The organism is Pseudomonas sp. 14P_5.3_Bac1 (assembly GCF_025466135.1).
GTDB lineage: Bacteria > Pseudomonadota > Gammaproteobacteria > Pseudomonadales > Pseudomonadaceae > Aquipseudomonas.
The window spans coordinates 159294-174579 of sequence record NZ_JANLOF010000057.1 but is presented as its reverse complement, the minus strand read 5'-3'; the positions used below and the strand labels follow the sequence as shown (position 1 = coordinate 174579).

Sequence of the window (15286 nt, the reverse complement as noted above, 5' to 3'; positions counted from 1 at the left end):
ATGATGCGTTTTCTGGCAGTGGGTGTTTTGTCGTTGTGCGCTATCGCGCCTGCATGTGCAGACGAAACAGCCTTGCACTCAGGCAAGTACGAAGGGCTGATGCTGGCGGTCACCCCTGAGCATCAAGTCGAAGGTTTCTATTCGGAAGCGTTGGGTGAGGGCGTAACCCGCACCTGTACGTTTTACCTGCAAGGCGCGCCCGAAGCGCTGACGACCTGGGTCGACGACGCCTACCCTGGCAGCGTGACGGCCTCGTCCGACGGCGTGACGCTGACCGTGGAACAAGGCCGCCAGCACCCCGGTTGCCTCAGCGTGCTGATGCCGGAAATCGCCACCGGGCTGGACCTGACCCAAACCGCCAGCAAACAGTGGATCGGCCTGGTGACGGTCACTGCCGACAAGGCTTACCTGCTCAAAACCCCTGGCGAAAGCGCGGGCAAGCGTCCGTATATCGTCAAGGACGATGTGGTCGGCGTACTGGCTTTCAAGGACGGCTGGGCCCAGGTTGAATTCACCAATGCCAAGGACCGCTCGTTCACCGGCTGGATCCGCCAGGATCAATACAGCCGCCTGACTGCGCCCAAAAGCTGAGACGCGACCCTCTACCAGGACAAGTCCTACCTGCCGGTCAGGACCCTGCGCGTCGATGAGGTAATGTGCGCAAAAGTGACGCAGGGGCGCGGCAAACCCGAAACCTTCTACGTGTTTACCCACGATGATGCCTTCATGCTTGCCCCGATCACGCCGCGTGGCGCAATCAACGTCCCGATGAAGGACAAGATCTTCGATTACCTGTTGAGCCATCAGCAGAAGGTGTTCACCGGTATCGAGGGCTCATTTGTGAAGCTCACCGGCAATCGGGTGCTGCGCTATGTAACGGTGCCGGGCTACAAACCAGGGATGGCGGCTGTGGATGAGTTTGCGATCGTCAACCCGTGCCCCGGCGCGCAGCAGCCAGAGCCTGCTGCGCAGCACTGAGCCAACCCCTGCGCCGCAACGTGTCATGCACGTTGCGGCATTTTTATGCCCGGGGTTCAGGCCTTGTTACGGTTGAACAGCTTGCGGATCACAGCGAACAGCGCCACAACGCCGACCACCAGGAACTTCTTCGCCGCCAGCAGGAAGATGCCGATCTTGGCAAACAACCCGGCCTTGGCCGCTATCCCGCCGGCCACCAGAGCCGCCAAGCCATAAGTGGCCAGCTTGTCGGTCTTGGGGTTGAAGTCGGTGTACAGGTTGCCGTCGGTGAAGTTGGTAAAGGCCAACACCTTGGGCATTTCCTGCTTGATGGTGGGCAGATCGGCCATGGCGGCGACAGCGTTGAGTTCCAGCACGCCTTCACGGCCCAGCACGCGGATGCTGTAGTTGAGGGTGGTTTGCTGGGCGTCGTCGGCTTTCAGCTCGCGGGCCCAGTACATTTTGTGGGTGGTATCGTCGTAGCGCGGCGGTTCAGCCCAGCCCAGCAGGTGCAGGCCGGCGTAGCCTTGTTTCTGGCGTTGCCGGTTATCTTCCTCGTCTTCTTCCTGCATTTGCTTGAGCAGTTCGGCGTAGTCGATTTTTGCCGCATCCTCGTCGGAAACGTGCCCGTCAGCCTTGTAGCTGACGATCACGCCCCAGCCGCGTTCCGACAAGGGGCTGACTGCTTTTGGCACGATCATGCCCAGGGTTTTGAAGCCGGGTGGGTTGCCCCAGCCATCGGTCAACAGGCGCTCGGTGTCGGCGGGGTCGAGGTAGTAGAACTCGTCGTTGAGCTTGAGCGTGGCAATGCCACTGGGCAGCGTGACCGTGCCGGTCTTCTGCTTGAGTGAGGCGAGGAAGTGTTCAGCCGTTTCAGCCGGCGCGCTGGCGTCGGCGGGCGCGGGCGCAGGTGCAGCAAAGACGGGTAGGGCAGACAGGCTCAGTGCAGCCGCCGCTATCAACACGCGGAAGTAATTCATGGTAGTCCCTTACATTTTGAATTAATTTTGCGGAAGAATACTGAAATTTGCTGCCCGGGTCAGCCAAAAGTCTCCCGCAGCAGCCCGGCAAACGCGTCCCGTGCCAAATGCCGCTGGGTGTCCTTGTGCCAGAACAGTAGGTTGTCCACGGCCTGCAGTTCTTCAAACCGGTAGGAGGCCAGCTGATCGGCCTGCTCATAACGGGCCAGGATGCCTTCCGGTGCCAACGCCACGCCAATCCCCGCACTGACACAACCGATGATCGTGCCCCAGCTGGCATAGCTGGCGATGTTCGGTTTGAAAGCATGCGGTTTGACCCAGTTCTCCAGCGCCGCGCGATACGGGCAGCCCGCTGGCCATACCAGCAGCGTACGACCGGCCAGGTCCTGGGCGCTGGTGATCGGGGCGCTGGACGCGCTGGCGATCAGCACCAGGCGTTCGCTGTAGACCACGCTGTGTTCAAGCTTGGCGCGTTTGCCACCACAGGCTACCAGCGCCACATCGAGGCGATGGTGTTGCAAGTCGTCCAGCAACTGCGCCCAGGCGCCGGTGACCAGTTCGAGCGAGACGTCCGGGTAGCGCCGATGGTATTCCGCCAGCAAGGGCGGCAGGCGGCCGCTGGCGCTGGACTCCACCGCGCCGATGCGCAAGGTGCCACGGGGGATGGCGTCGGCATCCACCGCGCGTTTGGATTCGTCTACCAGCGCCAGAATGCGTTCGCAGTAGTCCAGGAATATTTCCCCGGCGGCACTGATTGCCAGCCCGCGCCCGGCACGGATAAACAAGGGCGTGCCCAACTCGCTTTCCAACTGCTTGATCCGCGTGGTGATGTTGGACGGCACGCAATGCAATTGCAGGGCGGCCTGGGCCACGCTGCCGGTTTGCGCCACGGCTCGCACCATTTTCAGTTGGGCCAGTTCCATTGCTCAGTTCCAGTGATTTCAGAAGTCAGAAACGCTTAATTGTCCCGCGCCTTGCCGGGGCCAAGACTGACGGCATCCTACTCAGTTGCCGGACGCCACCGATGAATACCCCGTCACCCGCAAAGCTTACGCTAGTCATCTCTGGCGTCATCCTCTGTTGGGCCTATTCGCCGATTGGCGTGCACATGGGGTTGCACAGCTACAGCCCCGGCCAGTTGGCGTTGCTGCGATTTCTGATTGCGTCGGTGTTCATGGCCGGTGTGGCATTGGCGGTAGGCATTGGCCGGCCGCGTTTGCGCGACCTGCCGTGGTTACTGGTGCTGGGGTTCTTCGGCGTGTTTTTGCACCACACCAGCCTCAATTATGGGCAGCAATGGGTGACGGCGGCGGCGTCGAGCGTGCTGGCGCAGTCGGCGCCACTGTTCAGTGTGCTGATCGCGTGTTTGTGTTTGAAAGAGCGCGTCAGTGCCTGGCGCTGGGGTTGTGTGTTGCTGGGCTTGCTTGGCGTGCTGGTGGTGATCTGGGGCGATCATGGCGTGGGCGATATTGACCCGCGCGGTTTGCTGATTGTGCTGGCGGCGGTGTCATGGAGCGTGTATTTCGCCATCCAGAAACACTATGCCCATCGCTACAGCCCGCTGACCATGGCGTGTTACATGGTGTGGGCGGGCACCCTGATGCTGTGCGTGAACCTGCCAGGCCTGGCCAATGCCGTGGAGCAGGCACCGCTGGCGGAAAACCTCGCGGTGCTGATCCTCGGCATTTTCCCCAGCGCCCTGGCGTACCTCGCCTGGGCCTATGTGTTGAAGCACGTCGAGGTCAGCCGAGCGTCGGTGGCGATGTACCTGATCCCGCCGGTCGCCATGGTGATGGCCGCGACGCTGCTGGGCGAGCACATTGCCGTGCAGGTGATGCTGGGCGGTGTGATGGTGCTGGCCAGCGTGGCGGCCATCAGCCTGGAGGGCCGCTGGCGGTCAGTCGCTCATGCAGAACGCGCGCAGCCGGTGGCCATCGAGGTCCTGGGCGACAAAGGTGTAGCCGAAATCCATAGGGGTCGGTGACTGAATGATGGTTGCGCCGCGCGCCACCCACTGAGCGTGCAGGGCGTCTACGGCGGCCTGGTCTGGCAGGGAAAAGCCCACCTCACCGCCGCCGCCGGTCATCTTGGCCGCAGGCTCCACCGTGTGGCGCGACCACAGCCCCAGCTTTACGCCGTTGTCGAGGATGAACAGGGCAAAGGTGGGGTTCAGTTCAACCGGCGGCTTATCCAGCAGGCGGCTATAAAAGTTGGCACTGGTGGCCGGGCTGTCGACGTAGAGCAGGAAGTAATGGGCGACGGTGTGCATTGCAGGCTCCTTGGGAATGGGCGTTCAAGTGCGCCCAGTCTAGAGGGATGCCCTGTCAGTTCTTGTCAGGAGTGAGCGGTGACCGCTCACCTTCGCCGGTGTACAGGTTGATGATGTCGTCGATTTCCCCCGACATCTTCATCCGCAGCAGCGTACGCAAGATCCGCTGTACCGGCACGTTCGGGTCGTTGCGCACGATGCAACCCAGGCTTTGCTCGTCGATGATCGCGATCTTTTGCAGCCGCTGGTTCGGCGGCAGGTCCAAATTGAAGCGTTCGAGTATCCATTCGTTAATCACGGCGTATTCAAAACGCCCGGCGACCAGCTTTTGCAGCACCAAGGCTTCGCTGCGCGAATCGTCGCGGGTGAGCTGGCCAGTGGCAAACAGCGGGTCGAGGACGGCGTAGCGGTAGTTGAGCACCGTGCCGATCGGCTGAGGCGTCAGCGTGCCGACTTCTGCAGGCTGCGGCGTCGCGTGGCGGCTTACCAGCACATTGCGTTGCACCATCAGTGGCACGCTCCAGGTGTAGTCGCCGGACAGGCTGTCGACCCAGGCCTGGGCGACATAACAGCGCACATCAATGTCGCCATGCGCCATGGCGTTGGCGATGCGTGCCCGCGCCAGCACGTGAAACTCGGCCGGGCGCCCGACCTGGGTGGCCAGGCTTAACATCAAGTCATACAAAATGCCCTGAGTGGGCTGGCTGTCCTCCACCTGGGCCATCGGCATCGCCCAGCTGTCGGAAACCGAGAAACGCAACGGCGCAGGCGCCGCGAGGCTGGCAAGGGAAATCATCCATAAGGCGCCCAGGACTACGCGCATACACTCTCCGGGTTCAGGCCTTTGCGGGCCCATTGAGCAGAGCTTAGTCAGATTAGACGAGCGTGCCGGATGCAATTTCCCCCTTGCTCCGCTAGCATTACCGGCTTCCGCTTCCCAGTTGCGACGGTTTTCGATGAGTTATCAGGTTCTTGCACGTAAATGGCGTCCGCGCTCGTTCCGCGAAATGGTCGGCCAGACCCATGTGCTCAAGGCTCTGATCAATGCCTTGGACAGCCAACGGCTGCACCACGCCTACCTGTTCACCGGCACGCGAGGGGTGGGCAAGACCACCATCGCACGCATCATCGCCAAATGTCTGAACTGTGAAACCGGTATCACTTCGACGCCTTGCGGCACGTGTTCGGTGTGCCGCGAGATCGATGAAGGGCGTTTCGTCGACTTGATCGAGATCGACGCCGCGAGCCGCACCAAGGTCGAAGACACCCGCGAGTTGCTCGATAACGTGCAGTACGCACCGAGCCGTGGCCGCTTCAAGGTCTACCTGATCGACGAAGTGCACATGCTTTCCAGCCATTCCTTCAACGCGTTGTTGAAAACCCTGGAAGAGCCGCCGCCGTACGTCAAATTCATCCTGGCCACCACCGACCCGCAGAAACTTCCTGCAACGATTCTGTCGCGCTGCCTGCAGTTTTCCCTGAAAAACATGACCCCTGAGCGCGTGGTCGAGCATTTGACTCACGTGCTGGGTGTCGAGAACGTGCCGTTCGAAGACGACGCGCTGTGGCTGCTTGGCCGCGCGGCCGATGGTTCGATGCGCGATGCCATGAGCCTCACCGACCAGGCCATCGCCTTTGGCGAAGGCAAGGTGATGGCCGCCGACGTGCGCGCCATGCTCGGTACCCTCGACCATGGCCAGGTGTTCGACGTGCTGCACGCGCTGATCGAGGGCGACGCCAAGGCGTTGCTTGAAGCGGTGCGCCACTTGTCGGAACAAGGCCCGGACTGGAACGGCGTGCTGTCGGAAATCCTCAACGTCTTGCACCGCGTTGCGATCGCCCAGGCGTTGCCTGAAGGTGTCGACAACGGCCATGGCGACCGCGACCGCGTATTGGCGCTGGCCCAGGCATTGCCGGCCGAAGATGTGCAGTTCTACTACCAGATGGGCCTGATCGGGCGCCGCGACCTGCCGCTGGCACCGGACCCGCGCGGTGGCTTTGAAATGGTCCTGCTGCGGATGCTGGCGTTCCGACCGGCGGATGCGGCCGACGCGCCGAGACAGCCGCTAAAGCCAGTGGGGATCAGCCAGGCCACAGTTGATTCCGCCAAACCAGTGGCTGGCGCGGCCGTAGTCGCGCCAGTAGTTGCTGCGCCTGCGCCCGTGGCGCCCGCGCCTGAGCCGGTAGTGGCTGCGCCAGAGCCGGTGACGCCAGCCATCGCGCCGGCGCCGGTGACTGAGCCCGAGCCCGAAGCCGTGGTCGACCTGCCGTGGAATGACCCGGTAGACGCCGAGCCCGACGTGGAACTGCAGCCTGCCGTGGAGCCCGTGCTGGAAACCAGCGGTGAGCAGCCCGAACTCACGCCGATGCCGACGCCGACGCCCGACAGCGTGGTGCCGGACGCACCCGAGTGGGTGTCTGCCCCGGTTCCAGAGCCGACCGTCGCCCAGGTTGAAGCCGCAACACCCGGCATCGACCTCGATGACGAACCGCCGCTGGACGAAGATTACATCGAGCCGGACATGGATTCGGCCTACAGCTACCTCGATGACCTGGCCAGCGAACACACCGCTGAGCCTGCACCCGAGCCCGAGGCGGAACCGGCTGCGGCCCCTGCCACCGGCCTGGCGCTGCAATGGCTGGAATTGTTTCCGAAGTTGCCGATCTCCGGCATGACCGGCAGCATCGCCGCCAACTGCACCTTGATTGCCATCGATGGCGATCACTGGCTGTTGCACCTGGACCCGGCGCACAGCGCGCTGTTCAACGCGACCCAGCAACGCCGGCTCAACGATGCATTGAACCAGTACCATGAGCGCACGCTGACCATCACCATTGAGTTGATCAAGCCCGAGCAGGAAACCCCGGCCCAGGCCGCAACACGCCGACGCATCAACCGTCAGCGCGATGCCGAGAACTCGATCCAGGCTGATCCGCTCATCCAGCAAATGATGCAACAGTTCGGTGCGGTCGTGCGTCACGATACTATTGAACCTGTCGAAGCCCCGGTGCCCCAAGCGTCATGACACCGGGCTATTAATTGATCCACGTACTTTTGAGGTGATTCCCATGATGAAAGGTGGCATGGCCGGCCTGATGAAGCAGGCACAGCAGATGCAGGAAAAGATGGCCAAGATGCAGGAAGAACTGGCCAACGCCGAAGTCACCGGTAAAGCCGGTGGCGATATGGTTAGCGTGGTGATGACCGGTCGTCACGACATCAAGCGCGTGAGCATCGACCCAAGCGTATTGCCAGGCACCAGCGAAGATGACCTGGAGATGCTTGAAGCGCTGTTCGCCGCGGCCGTCAACGACGCCGTGCGCAAGATCGAAGCCAACAGCCAGGACAAAATGTCCGGCGTGACCGCTGGCATGCAACTGCCACCGGGCATGAAGATGCCGTTCTGATGGTCTAGCCTTGGCTAGAATCAAATGCCAGGCCCAGTGCCTGGCATTTTTGTTTGTGCCGATCCAATCGAACCCTGGCGTGGCAAGCATGGTCTGCACCCTATACCGACGCATTCGATAAAGGAGCCCCCTCATGCCTCAAGAACCCATTCTCAACCAGCGCATCGTGCTGGTCTCGCGCCCGCAAGGTGCGCCAACTCCTGAAAACTTTCGCCTGGAGCGCGTGAATTTGCCGGAGCTGGCGGACGGCCAGGTGCTCTTGAAAACGCTGTACCTGTCGCTCGACCCGTACATGCGCGGCCGCATGAGCGACGCACCGTCCTACGCCGCACCGGTGGAAATCGACGAGGTAATGACTGGTGGCGCTGTCAGCCGTATCGAGCAGTCGCGTAATCCGAAATTTGAAGTTGGCGACCTGGTCGTCGGTTCCACGGGCTGGCAGAGCCACAGCATCAGCGACGGCCGTAACCTGATGCCGGTGCCCGGTGGCCTGGCCAGCCCGTCGATGGCGCTGGGTGTGCTGGGGATGCCGGGCATGACGGCGTACATGGGGTTGATGGATATTGGTCAGCCTCAGGCCGGCGAAACCCTGGTGGTCGCGGCGGCGTCTGGCGCAGTCGGCTCGGTGGTGGGCCAGGTGGCCAAGCTCAAGGGCTTGCGCGTAGTGGGCATCGCCGGTGGCGCGGACAAGTGCCGCTACGTGGTGGACGAGCTGGGTTTTGACGCCTGCGTCGATCACAAGAGCGCCAACTTTGCCCAAGAGCTGGCCCTGGCGTGCTCCAACGGCGTGGACATCTATTATGAAAACGTCGGTGGCAAGGTCTTCGACGCGGTATTGCCGCTGCTCAATCCCAAGGCACGCATTCCCTTGTGCGGCCTGATTGCCGGCTACAACGCCCATGAAGCCCCCAGCGGGCCGGACCGGCTGCCCGCGTTGCAACGCACCTTGCTGACCAAACGCGTGCGCATCCAGGGTTTTATCGTGTTTGACGACTATGGCGATCGCCAGCCCGAATTCCTCAGCGCCATGGCGCCGTGGGTGCGGGATGGCAAGATCAAGTTCCGCGAAGACGTGGTGGAGGGCCTGGAGCAGGCGCCCGAAGCCTTTATCGGTTTGCTCGAGGGACGCAACTTCGGCAAGTTGGTGGTACGCGTCGCGCAGGATTGACCATTTGACGCTAATCCGGGGCGCGGGTATAAACCGCGTCTCGTTGTTTTGTCGGACCATTCGCTCATGAGCTTCAGCCCCCTGATTCGCCAACTGATCGACGCCTTGCGCACCTTGCCGGGTGTCGGTCAGAAAACCGCCCAGCGTATGGCGCTGCAACTGCTGGAGCGTGATCGCAGCGGTGGCACCCGGTTGGCCCAGGCCTTGAGTCAGGCCATGACCGGTGTGGGCCACTGTCGCCAGTGCCGCACCCTCACCGAAGAAGACCTTTGCCCGCAATGCGCCGACCTGCGTCGCGACGACACGCTGCTGTGCGTGGTGGAAGGGCCGATGGATGTGTACGCGGTGGAGCAGACCGGCTATCGCGGGCGCTACTTCGTGCTCAAGGGCCATCTGTCGCCGCTCGATGGCCTGGGGCCGGAAGCCATCGGCATTCCGCAGTTGGTGGCGCGCATTGAAGAGCAGGGCACGTTTACCGAGGTGATCCTGGCGACCAACCCGACGGTGGAAGGCGAAGCCACCGCGCATTACATCGCCCAGCTGCTGACCAATAAAGGCTTGATTACCTCGCGCATCGCCCATGGCGTGCCGTTGGGCGGCGAGCTGGAATTGGTGGACGGCGGGACACTGGCGCATTCGTTTGCAGGCCGCAAGCCGATCGCCCTCTAAGCCACACCGCTGTTCAAATGTGGGCGCTGGCTTGCCTGCGATGGCGGAGTGTCAGGCGACATCGACGTCTCTGCTCCAACGCCATCGCAGGCAAGCCAGCTCCCACAGTGGTTTTGTGGTGTAAGGGGGATCTTGAAAACCAAGCAAGCGCTTGGTAATTTCGCTCCACCCCACCGTGGAGCTTGCCGATGTCTGCCTATCAGGACTACTTCGACCCCAGCCACCAATTGGTTCGCGACAGCGTGCGCCGTTTTGTCGAGCGCGAGATGTTGCCGGGCATTGAGCAGTGGGAGGAAGCGCAAAGCTTTCCCCGTGAGTTGTACCTCAAGGCCGGCGCGGCGGGAATCCTCGGCATTGGTTACCCCGAAAGCCTGGGCGGCAGTCACGAAGGTGACCTGTTCGCCAAGGTCGCCGCCAGCGAAGAGCTGATGCGCTGCGGCTCCGGTGGTGTGGTGGCTGGCCTGGGTTCGCTGGATATCGGCCTGCCACCGGTCGTCAAATGGGCGCGACCCGAGGTGCGCGAGCGCGTTGCGCCTCCGGTATTGGCCGGCGAGAAGATCAGCGCGCTGGCGGTCACCGAGCCGGGTGGCGGCTCCGATGTCGCCAACCTGCAAACCCGCGCCATCCGCGATGGCGAGCATTACCGCGTGAGCGGCAGCAAAACCTTTATCACCAGTGGCGTGCGTGCCGACTTCTACACCGTCGCGGTGCGCACCGGCGGGCCGGGCTTTGGCGGCATCAGCTTATTGCTCATCGAGAAAGACACGCCCGGTTTCACGGTCGGCCAGCCGCTGAAGAAAATGGGCTGGTGGGCATCGGACACGGCTGAGTTGTTTTTCGACGATTGCCGTGTGCCGGTGGGCAACCTGATCGGCGTCGAGAACATGGGCTTTGCCTGCATCATGGGCAACTTCCAGAGTGAGCGCCTGGCCCTGGCGCTGATGGCCAATATGACCGCGCAGCTTGCATTGGAGGAGAGTCTCAAATGGGCCGCCCAGCGCGAAGCGTTCGGCAAACCCATCGGCAAATTCCAGGTGCTCAAGCACCGGCTGGCGGAAATGGCCACGGCGGTGGAGGTTTCGCGGGAATTCACCTACCGCCAGGCGGCGAAGATGGCGGCCGGCAAGAGTGTGATCAAGGAGATTTCCATGGCCAAGAACCTGGCCACCGACACCGCCGACCGCGTGACTTATGACGCGGTGCAGATCCTTGGCGGCCAGGGTTACATGCGCGGCAATTTGGTGGAGCGGCTGTACCGCGACAATCGCATCTTGTCCATCGGCGGCGGCACGCGCGAGGTGATGAATGAAATCATCAGCAAGCAGATGGGGCTTTGATCGGTGGTGGTCTTTGGGACGCTATCGCAGGCAAGCCAGCTCCCACATTGGAACGCGGTCACTTGTGGGAGCCGGGCTTGCCCGCGATGAGGCCCTGACAGACGCCTCTTAACGCTCGGTCAACGCAAACTGCGTCAGGCAAAACGTCGGAATGCCCATGTCTTGCAGGCGTTGCGAGCCGCCCAGTTCCGGCAGGTCGATAATCGCCGCCGCCTCGAAAATCCTCGCGCCCATGCGCCGCACCAGATTAGCCGCCGCGATCAGGGTGCCGCCGGTGGCGATCAGGTCATCGAACATCAGCACCGAGTCGCCTTCGCACAGGCTGTCGGCGTGCACTTCAAGAAACGCTTCGCCGTATTCGGTCTGATAACCCTCGGCCAGCACGTCAGCCGGCAGCTTGCCCTGTTTGCGGAACAGAATCAGCGGTTTGTTCAGTTGGTAGGCGATGATCGAGCCGATCAGAAAGCCGCGTGCATCCATCGCGCCGATGTGGGTGAAATCGGCCTCGACATAACGCTGGGCAAAGCTGTCGGCGACCAGGCGCAGGGCGCGGGGCGATTGGAACAGCGGGGTGATGTCACGAAAGATAACCCCAGGCTTGGGGAAGTCGATGACAGGGCGGATCAGGGATTTGATGTCGAACGAATCGAAGGTCATCGTCGAAGAGTCCTGAGAGCGGAAAACGGACTCGAAGTATACCTGCGGCCTCGCCGATTGGCGCGGCCGCAAGCGGCTGGATCAACCTTCCAGGGAGCCGCCGGCCAGCGCGCACAGTTGGATCGGATCGAGGATATGCACTTCCTTGCCTTCAGCGGCAATCAGCTCGTTTTGCTGGAAGCGCGTGAACACGCGGGACACGGTTTCCACCGCCAGGCCCAGGTAGTTGCCGATTTCATTGCGCGACATGCTCAGGCGGAACTGATTGGCCGAGAACCCACGGGCACGGAAACGCGCCGACAGGTTGACCAGGAACGTGGCGATTCGCTCGTCGGCGGTTTTCTTCGACAACAACAGCATCATCTGCTGGTCGTCGCGAATCTCGCGGCTCATCACTCGCATCAATTGGCGACGCAGCTGCGGCAATTGCAGGGCCAGTTCATCCAGGCGTTCGAAGGGGATTTCGCACACCGATGTCGTCTCCAGCGCCTGGGCCGACACCGGGTGAATCTCGGTGTCCATGCCGGACAACCCGACCAGTTCGCTGGGCAGGTGGAACCCGGTGATCTGCTCTTCGCCGCTGTCGCTGAGGCTGAACGTCTTCAACGCGCCTGAACGCACTGCATAAACGGAATCGAATTTGTCGCCTTGGCGAAACAGAAACTCGCCCTTTTTCAGCGGGCGGCCGCGTTTAACGATTTCGTCCAGCGCTTCCATGTCTTCCAGATTCAACGAAAGTGGCAGGCAGAGGGGGGCCAGGCTGCAATCCTTGCAGTGAGCCTGGCTGTGAGCGCGCAGTTTGACTGGCTCGGACATTTCTTAAATCCTTGTGGGAAAACACACATAAGACGTAAGGGTAACGCACCGAGGGGGGATCAGACCAGCGTGTACAAAAAAGCGGCACGTGCATAAAGGTTTTTGTATCGATACCGATACATAGGTGAATCCCTATGAGCTGGAGCTCAGGTCATGTCGGTAATCCCTTTCAATAACCCTGTCATTACTACCAAGGCCCCGCAGGTTTTGACGGCCGCTGATGCGCTTGCGGGCAAGAAGGTCGATGACAAACCTGCGCCTCCACCCACGCCCGGCGAAGGTGTGGTGGTGAAGATATCCGGGGCAGGGCTCAAGGCTTCTCAAGCCGGTAGCAACCCTAACCAGGACATCGACGACAGCAATCTGAAAGACACCATCAAACAGCTGCTGAAAATGATCCGCGAACTCAGGAAACAGCTTGCCGAGAAGATGGCTCAGCTTTCAGCAGCCATGAATGACACGGCCCTGAGCCCGGAGGCACGCCAGGCGAAGGTCGCCGGTTTGCAGGGGGATATTGCTTCGATTCAGTCCGGGTTGATGACCGCCGAGGGGCAGTTGTCCAAGTCGCTGAAAGATGAGTCGCCTGAAGCTCAAATGGAAGCAATGACGCTGCTGTCCAAATAATTCAGGCCTAGATCACCCGCGAGAATCGTTGCCTGTTCTGGTGCTCCAGGTAGGCATCGAACACCATGCACACCGAGCGCACCAGCAAGCGCCCGGCAGGCAATACGCGAATGCCCTGAGCATCAAGCTCGATCAGGCCATCGGCGGCCATCGTCTGCAGCTGCGGCCATAGCTCGTCGAAATAGCCGCGAAAATCGATGTTGAAGGCCTGTTCGATCTGCTCGAATTTCAGGCTGAAGGTGCAGATCAACTGCTGAATCACTTCGCGCCGCAACCGATCATCCGTGGTGCACACCAGGCCACGGCTGGTAGCCAGTTGCGCACCGGCCAGGGCGTTCTGGTAGTGGTTGAGGTCACTGCTGTTCTGGCTGTACAGGTCGCCAATCTGGCTGATCGCCGACACGCCCAGCCCGATCAGGTCGCAATGCCCGTGGGTGGTGTAGCCCTGAAAGTTACGCTGCAACGTGCCTTCTTCCTGGGCGACGGCCAGTTCGTCATCCGGCAGCGCGAAGTGGTCCATGCCGATGTAGCGATAGCCCGCGCGGGTCAACTGCTCGATGGTGGTTTGCAGCATCAGCAGTTTTTCCGCCGGAGAGGGCAGGTCGTCGGTGTTGATCCGCCGTTGCGGCATGAAACGCTCCGGCAAATGCGCGTAGTTGAACACCGACAGGCGATCCGGTTGCAGGCTGATCACTTCCTCCACCGTGCGTGCGAAGTTGATCGGCGTTTGTTTGGGCAGCCCGTAGATCAGGTCGATATTGATCGAGCGAAACTGCAAGGTGCGCGCCGCATCGATCACGGCGCGGGTTTCTTCCAGGCTCTGCAGGCGGTTAACCGCACGCTGCACCTCGGGGTCGAGGTCTTGCAGGCCGATGCTCACACGGTTGAAACCCAGTTCGCGCAGCAGGCCCATGGTCGCCCAGTCGGCTTCACGCGGGTCGATTTCAATGCCGTAGTCGCCGGAATCATCGTCGAGCAAGTTGAAGTGCTGGCGCAGGCGCGCCATGACCTGGCGCAGTTCGTCGTGGCTCAGAAAGGTCGGTGTGCCGCCGCCAAAGTGCAACTGCTCGACCGGCTGTTTCGGGTCGAGGTGGCAGGCCACCAGTTGGATTTCCTGCTCCAGGCGTTGCAGGTAAGCCTGGGCGCGGCCACGGTCCTTGGTGATGACCTTGTTGCAGGCGCAGTAGTAGCAAATGTTCGCGCAGAACGGCACATGCACATACAGCGACAAGGGGCGCACGGCCTTGCGGCTGTCGCGCAGGGCGTGGAGCAGGTCGAAAGTGCCGACCTGGCTGTCGAATTGTACGGCGGTGGGGTAGGACGTGTAGCGCGGCCCCGCCAAGTCGTAGCGGTGAATCAGATCTGTGTCCCAACGAATGGCGTCGAGCATGCGGGCGGTCCCCCGGATTGGCTAGTGGGCCGAGTCTAGGGGTGCGCCGGGCAGAGCATGTTGATTTGCATCAACGGGGAGCGGCGCTATGCCACATGGCGATTTAATGGCCCATCAGCCAGTGCTGGTGCGGACCGGGCAAGGTCCACAGGCCAAATAGAATTACCAGCAAGCCTCCCGCCACACGCACGCTGCGTTTGCGCAGCACGGCTGTGACGCGTTCAGCGGCCAGCCCGGTCGCCAGCAACACCGGCCAGGTGCCGAGCCCGAACGCCAGCATCAGCAACGCACTGTCCGCCGCATTGCCCTGGCTCGCCGCCCACAGCAACGTGCTGTAGACCAGGCCGCACGGCAGCCAGCCCCACAGCGCGCCCAACAGCAACGCGCGCGGCAGGCTGGACACCGGCAGCAAACGGTTGGCGACGGGCTGTAGGTAGCGCCACAAGCCGCGACCGAGGCTTTCGATGCGCGTAAGGCCGCTCCACCAACCGGCCAGGTACAGGCCCATGCTGATCAGCAATAAACCGGCAAGCACACGCATGAACATCGCCGCCGGGCTGTTGGCTACCGCCCAGCCGGCCAGGCCGATCAATAAGCCGGCGGCGGCATAGCTGAGGATGCGCCCCAGGTTGTACGCCAGCAGCAGGCGAAAGCGCCGACTGCGTTGCTCTTTGGGGATAGCCAGGGTCAATGCGCCCATCAACCCGCCGCACATGCCCAGGCAATGACCGCCGCCCAGCAGGCCAAGGATCAGCGCAGAGACTAGCAGCGGCGCCAGTTCAAACACGGGGCGGATCTTTGGGCGGTTGCTCAGGCCCGTTGGCTTCGTCGACAGCCGCCAAGTGGTTCGGGTCCTGGTCATCGAACAGCACGCTGTGGGCCGGGCCGTCGAGGTCGTCGTACTGGCCGCTGTCCACCGCCCAGAAGAAGATGTAGATGGCGACGCCGACTAACAGCAGCGCCGCTGGAATCATCACGTATAGAGCTGGCATCTGCACTCCATGCCCACGC

The 15286-nt window shown here is 62.0% G+C and carries 18 protein-coding genes; 9 read left to right on the top strand and 9 right to left on the bottom strand.

The window, feature by feature from the left end:
• A complete protein-coding gene (locus tag NTD89_RS14685; RefSeq protein WP_145159080.1) occupies positions 1–591 on the top strand; it encodes a hypothetical protein in 591 nt (196 codons plus the stop codon).
• Between the two features lie 75 nt (positions 592–666).
• A complete protein-coding gene (locus tag NTD89_RS14680; RefSeq protein ID WP_262208376.1) occupies positions 667–978 on the top strand; it encodes a hypothetical protein in 312 nt (103 codons plus the stop codon).
• Positions 979–1034: 56 nt separating this feature from the next.
• Here NTD89_RS14680 and NTD89_RS14675 read toward each other — a convergent pair whose 3' ends face one another.
• Positions 1035–1937, bottom strand: coding sequence for a DUF2167 domain-containing protein (locus NTD89_RS14675; protein ID WP_262208375.1), 903 nt, complete (start codon positions 1935–1937; stop codon positions 1035–1037).
• A 59-nt stretch (positions 1938–1996) separates the two neighbouring features.
• The gene (locus NTD89_RS14670; RefSeq protein ID WP_262208373.1) at positions 1997–2860 is read right to left on the bottom strand and encodes a LysR family transcriptional regulator; all 864 of its coding nucleotides are present in this window, start codon (positions 2858–2860) and stop codon (positions 1997–1999) included.
• Positions 2861–2961: 101 nt separating this feature from the next.
• Between NTD89_RS14670 and NTD89_RS14665 the strand changes: the two genes are divergently transcribed.
• Complete coding sequence (locus tag NTD89_RS14665; protein ID WP_262208372.1) at positions 2962–3921, top strand: DMT family transporter; 960 nt, start codon at positions 2962–2964, stop codon at positions 3919–3921.
• On the opposite strand, the gene NTD89_RS14660 is transcribed toward NTD89_RS14665, so the two are convergent.
• On the bottom strand, positions 3835–4206 hold the full coding sequence (locus tag NTD89_RS14660; protein WP_262208371.1) for a VOC family protein: 372 nt from the start codon (positions 4204–4206) through the stop codon (positions 3835–3837). The genes NTD89_RS14665 and NTD89_RS14660 overlap by 87 nt on opposite strands.
• A gap of 55 nt (positions 4207–4261) precedes the next feature.
• Positions 4262–5029, bottom strand: coding sequence for a substrate-binding periplasmic protein (locus tag NTD89_RS14655; protein WP_262208369.1), 768 nt, complete (start codon positions 5027–5029; stop codon positions 4262–4264).
• 133 nt (positions 5030–5162) lie between these two features.
• Here NTD89_RS14655 and dnaX point away from each other — a divergent pair, with 133 nt between their 5' ends.
• The 5 genes from dnaX (at position 5163) to NTD89_RS14630 (ending at position 10788) form a co-directional block, all read left to right on the top strand.
• The gene (gene dnaX, locus NTD89_RS14650) at positions 5163–7232 is read left to right on the top strand and encodes a DNA polymerase III subunit gamma/tau (RefSeq protein ID WP_145159066.1); all 2070 of its coding nucleotides are present in this window, start codon (positions 5163–5165) and stop codon (positions 7230–7232) included.
• Positions 7233–7275: 43 nt separating this feature from the next.
• Entirely contained in the window at positions 7276–7614 is a 339-nt protein-coding gene (locus NTD89_RS14645) for a YbaB/EbfC family nucleoid-associated protein (RefSeq protein ID WP_083357362.1), read from the top strand.
• 133 nt (positions 7615–7747) lie between these two features.
• Positions 7748–8782 (top strand): NADP-dependent oxidoreductase, encoded by a 1035-nt coding sequence (locus NTD89_RS14640; RefSeq protein ID WP_145159063.1) that lies wholly within the window; start codon positions 7748–7750, stop codon positions 8780–8782.
• Positions 8783–8848: 66 nt separating this feature from the next.
• Positions 8849–9451 (top strand): recombination mediator RecR, encoded by a 603-nt coding sequence (gene recR / locus NTD89_RS14635; protein ID WP_106576337.1) that lies wholly within the window; start codon positions 8849–8851, stop codon positions 9449–9451.
• 188 nt (positions 9452–9639) lie between these two features.
• The gene (locus NTD89_RS14630) at positions 9640–10788 is read left to right on the top strand and encodes an acyl-CoA dehydrogenase family protein (protein ID WP_262208368.1); all 1149 of its coding nucleotides are present in this window, start codon (positions 9640–9642) and stop codon (positions 10786–10788) included.
• A 108-nt stretch (positions 10789–10896) separates the two neighbouring features.
• Here NTD89_RS14630 and NTD89_RS14625 read toward each other — a convergent pair whose 3' ends face one another.
• Together NTD89_RS14625 and fnr are read right to left on the bottom strand one after the other, a co-directional pair.
• Positions 10897–11445: an adenine phosphoribosyltransferase gene (locus NTD89_RS14625; protein ID WP_145159059.1), complete on the bottom strand. Its 549-nt coding sequence runs from the start codon at positions 11443–11445 to the stop codon at positions 10897–10899.
• A gap of 81 nt (positions 11446–11526) precedes the next feature.
• A complete protein-coding gene (gene fnr, locus NTD89_RS14620; RefSeq protein WP_106576340.1) occupies positions 11527–12261 on the bottom strand; it encodes a fumarate/nitrate reduction transcriptional regulator Fnr in 735 nt (244 codons plus the stop codon).
• Positions 12262–12414: 153 nt separating this feature from the next.
• On the opposite strand from fnr, the gene NTD89_RS14615 reads away from it, so the two are divergent.
• Complete coding sequence (locus tag NTD89_RS14615) at positions 12415–12885, top strand: hypothetical protein (protein WP_262208367.1); 471 nt, start codon at positions 12415–12417, stop codon at positions 12883–12885.
• 7 nt (positions 12886–12892) lie between these two features.
• Here NTD89_RS14615 and hemN read toward each other — a convergent pair whose 3' ends face one another.
• From hemN to ccoS, 3 genes are all read right to left on the bottom strand, one after another.
• Entirely contained in the window at positions 12893–14275 is a 1383-nt protein-coding gene (gene hemN / locus NTD89_RS14610; RefSeq protein WP_262208365.1) for an oxygen-independent coproporphyrinogen III oxidase, read from the bottom strand.
• Positions 14276–14378: 103 nt separating this feature from the next.
• Positions 14379–15062: a sulfite exporter TauE/SafE family protein gene (locus NTD89_RS14605; RefSeq protein WP_262208363.1), complete on the bottom strand. Its 684-nt coding sequence runs from the start codon at positions 15060–15062 to the stop codon at positions 14379–14381.
• On the bottom strand, positions 15055–15267 hold the full coding sequence (gene ccoS, locus NTD89_RS14600; protein WP_262208362.1) for a cbb3-type cytochrome oxidase assembly protein CcoS: 213 nt from the start codon (positions 15265–15267) through the stop codon (positions 15055–15057). The genes NTD89_RS14605 and ccoS overlap by 8 nt, the downstream gene beginning before the upstream one ends.
• Positions 15268–15286: the final 19 nt, after the last annotated feature.

What these genes read in the sequence shown, in the direction of transcription:
- NTD89_RS14685 (WP_145159080.1), top strand. Translation starts at nt 1, where the DNA reads ATGATGCGTTTTCTGGCAGTGGGTGTTTTGTCGTTGTGCGCTATCGCG.
- NTD89_RS14675 (WP_262208375.1), bottom strand. Translation starts at nt 1,937, where the DNA reads ATGAATTACTTCCGCGTGTTGATAGCGGCGGCTGCACTGAGCCTGTCT.
- NTD89_RS14670 (WP_262208373.1), bottom strand. Translation starts at nt 2,860, where the DNA reads ATGGAACTGGCCCAACTGAAAATGGTGCGAGCCGTGGCGCAAACCGGC.
- NTD89_RS14665 (WP_262208372.1), top strand. Translation starts at nt 2,962, where the DNA reads ATGAATACCCCGTCACCCGCAAAGCTTACGCTAGTCATCTCTGGCGTC.
- NTD89_RS14660 (WP_262208371.1), bottom strand. Translation starts at nt 4,206, where the DNA reads ATGCACACCGTCGCCCATTACTTCCTGCTCTACGTCGACAGCCCGGCC.
- NTD89_RS14655 (WP_262208369.1), bottom strand. Translation starts at nt 5,029, where the DNA reads ATGCGCGTAGTCCTGGGCGCCTTATGGATGATTTCCCTTGCCAGCCTC.
- dnaX (WP_145159066.1), top strand. Translation starts at nt 5,163, where the DNA reads ATGAGTTATCAGGTTCTTGCACGTAAATGGCGTCCGCGCTCGTTCCGC.
- NTD89_RS14645 (WP_083357362.1), top strand. Translation starts at nt 7,276, where the DNA reads ATGATGAAAGGTGGCATGGCCGGCCTGATGAAGCAGGCACAGCAGATG.
- NTD89_RS14640 (WP_145159063.1), top strand. Translation starts at nt 7,748, where the DNA reads ATGCCTCAAGAACCCATTCTCAACCAGCGCATCGTGCTGGTCTCGCGC.
- recR (WP_106576337.1), top strand. Translation starts at nt 8,849, where the DNA reads ATGAGCTTCAGCCCCCTGATTCGCCAACTGATCGACGCCTTGCGCACC.
- NTD89_RS14630 (WP_262208368.1), top strand. Translation starts at nt 9,640, where the DNA reads ATGTCTGCCTATCAGGACTACTTCGACCCCAGCCACCAATTGGTTCGC.
- NTD89_RS14625 (WP_145159059.1), bottom strand. Translation starts at nt 11,445, where the DNA reads ATGACCTTCGATTCGTTCGACATCAAATCCCTGATCCGCCCTGTCATC.
- fnr (WP_106576340.1), bottom strand. Translation starts at nt 12,261, where the DNA reads ATGTCCGAGCCAGTCAAACTGCGCGCTCACAGCCAGGCTCACTGCAAG.
- NTD89_RS14615 (WP_262208367.1), top strand. Translation starts at nt 12,415, where the DNA reads ATGTCGGTAATCCCTTTCAATAACCCTGTCATTACTACCAAGGCCCCG.
- hemN (WP_262208365.1), bottom strand. Translation starts at nt 14,275, where the DNA reads ATGCTCGACGCCATTCGTTGGGACACAGATCTGATTCACCGCTACGAC.
- ccoS (WP_262208362.1), bottom strand. Translation starts at nt 15,267, where the DNA reads ATGCCAGCTCTATACGTGATGATTCCAGCGGCGCTGCTGTTAGTCGGC.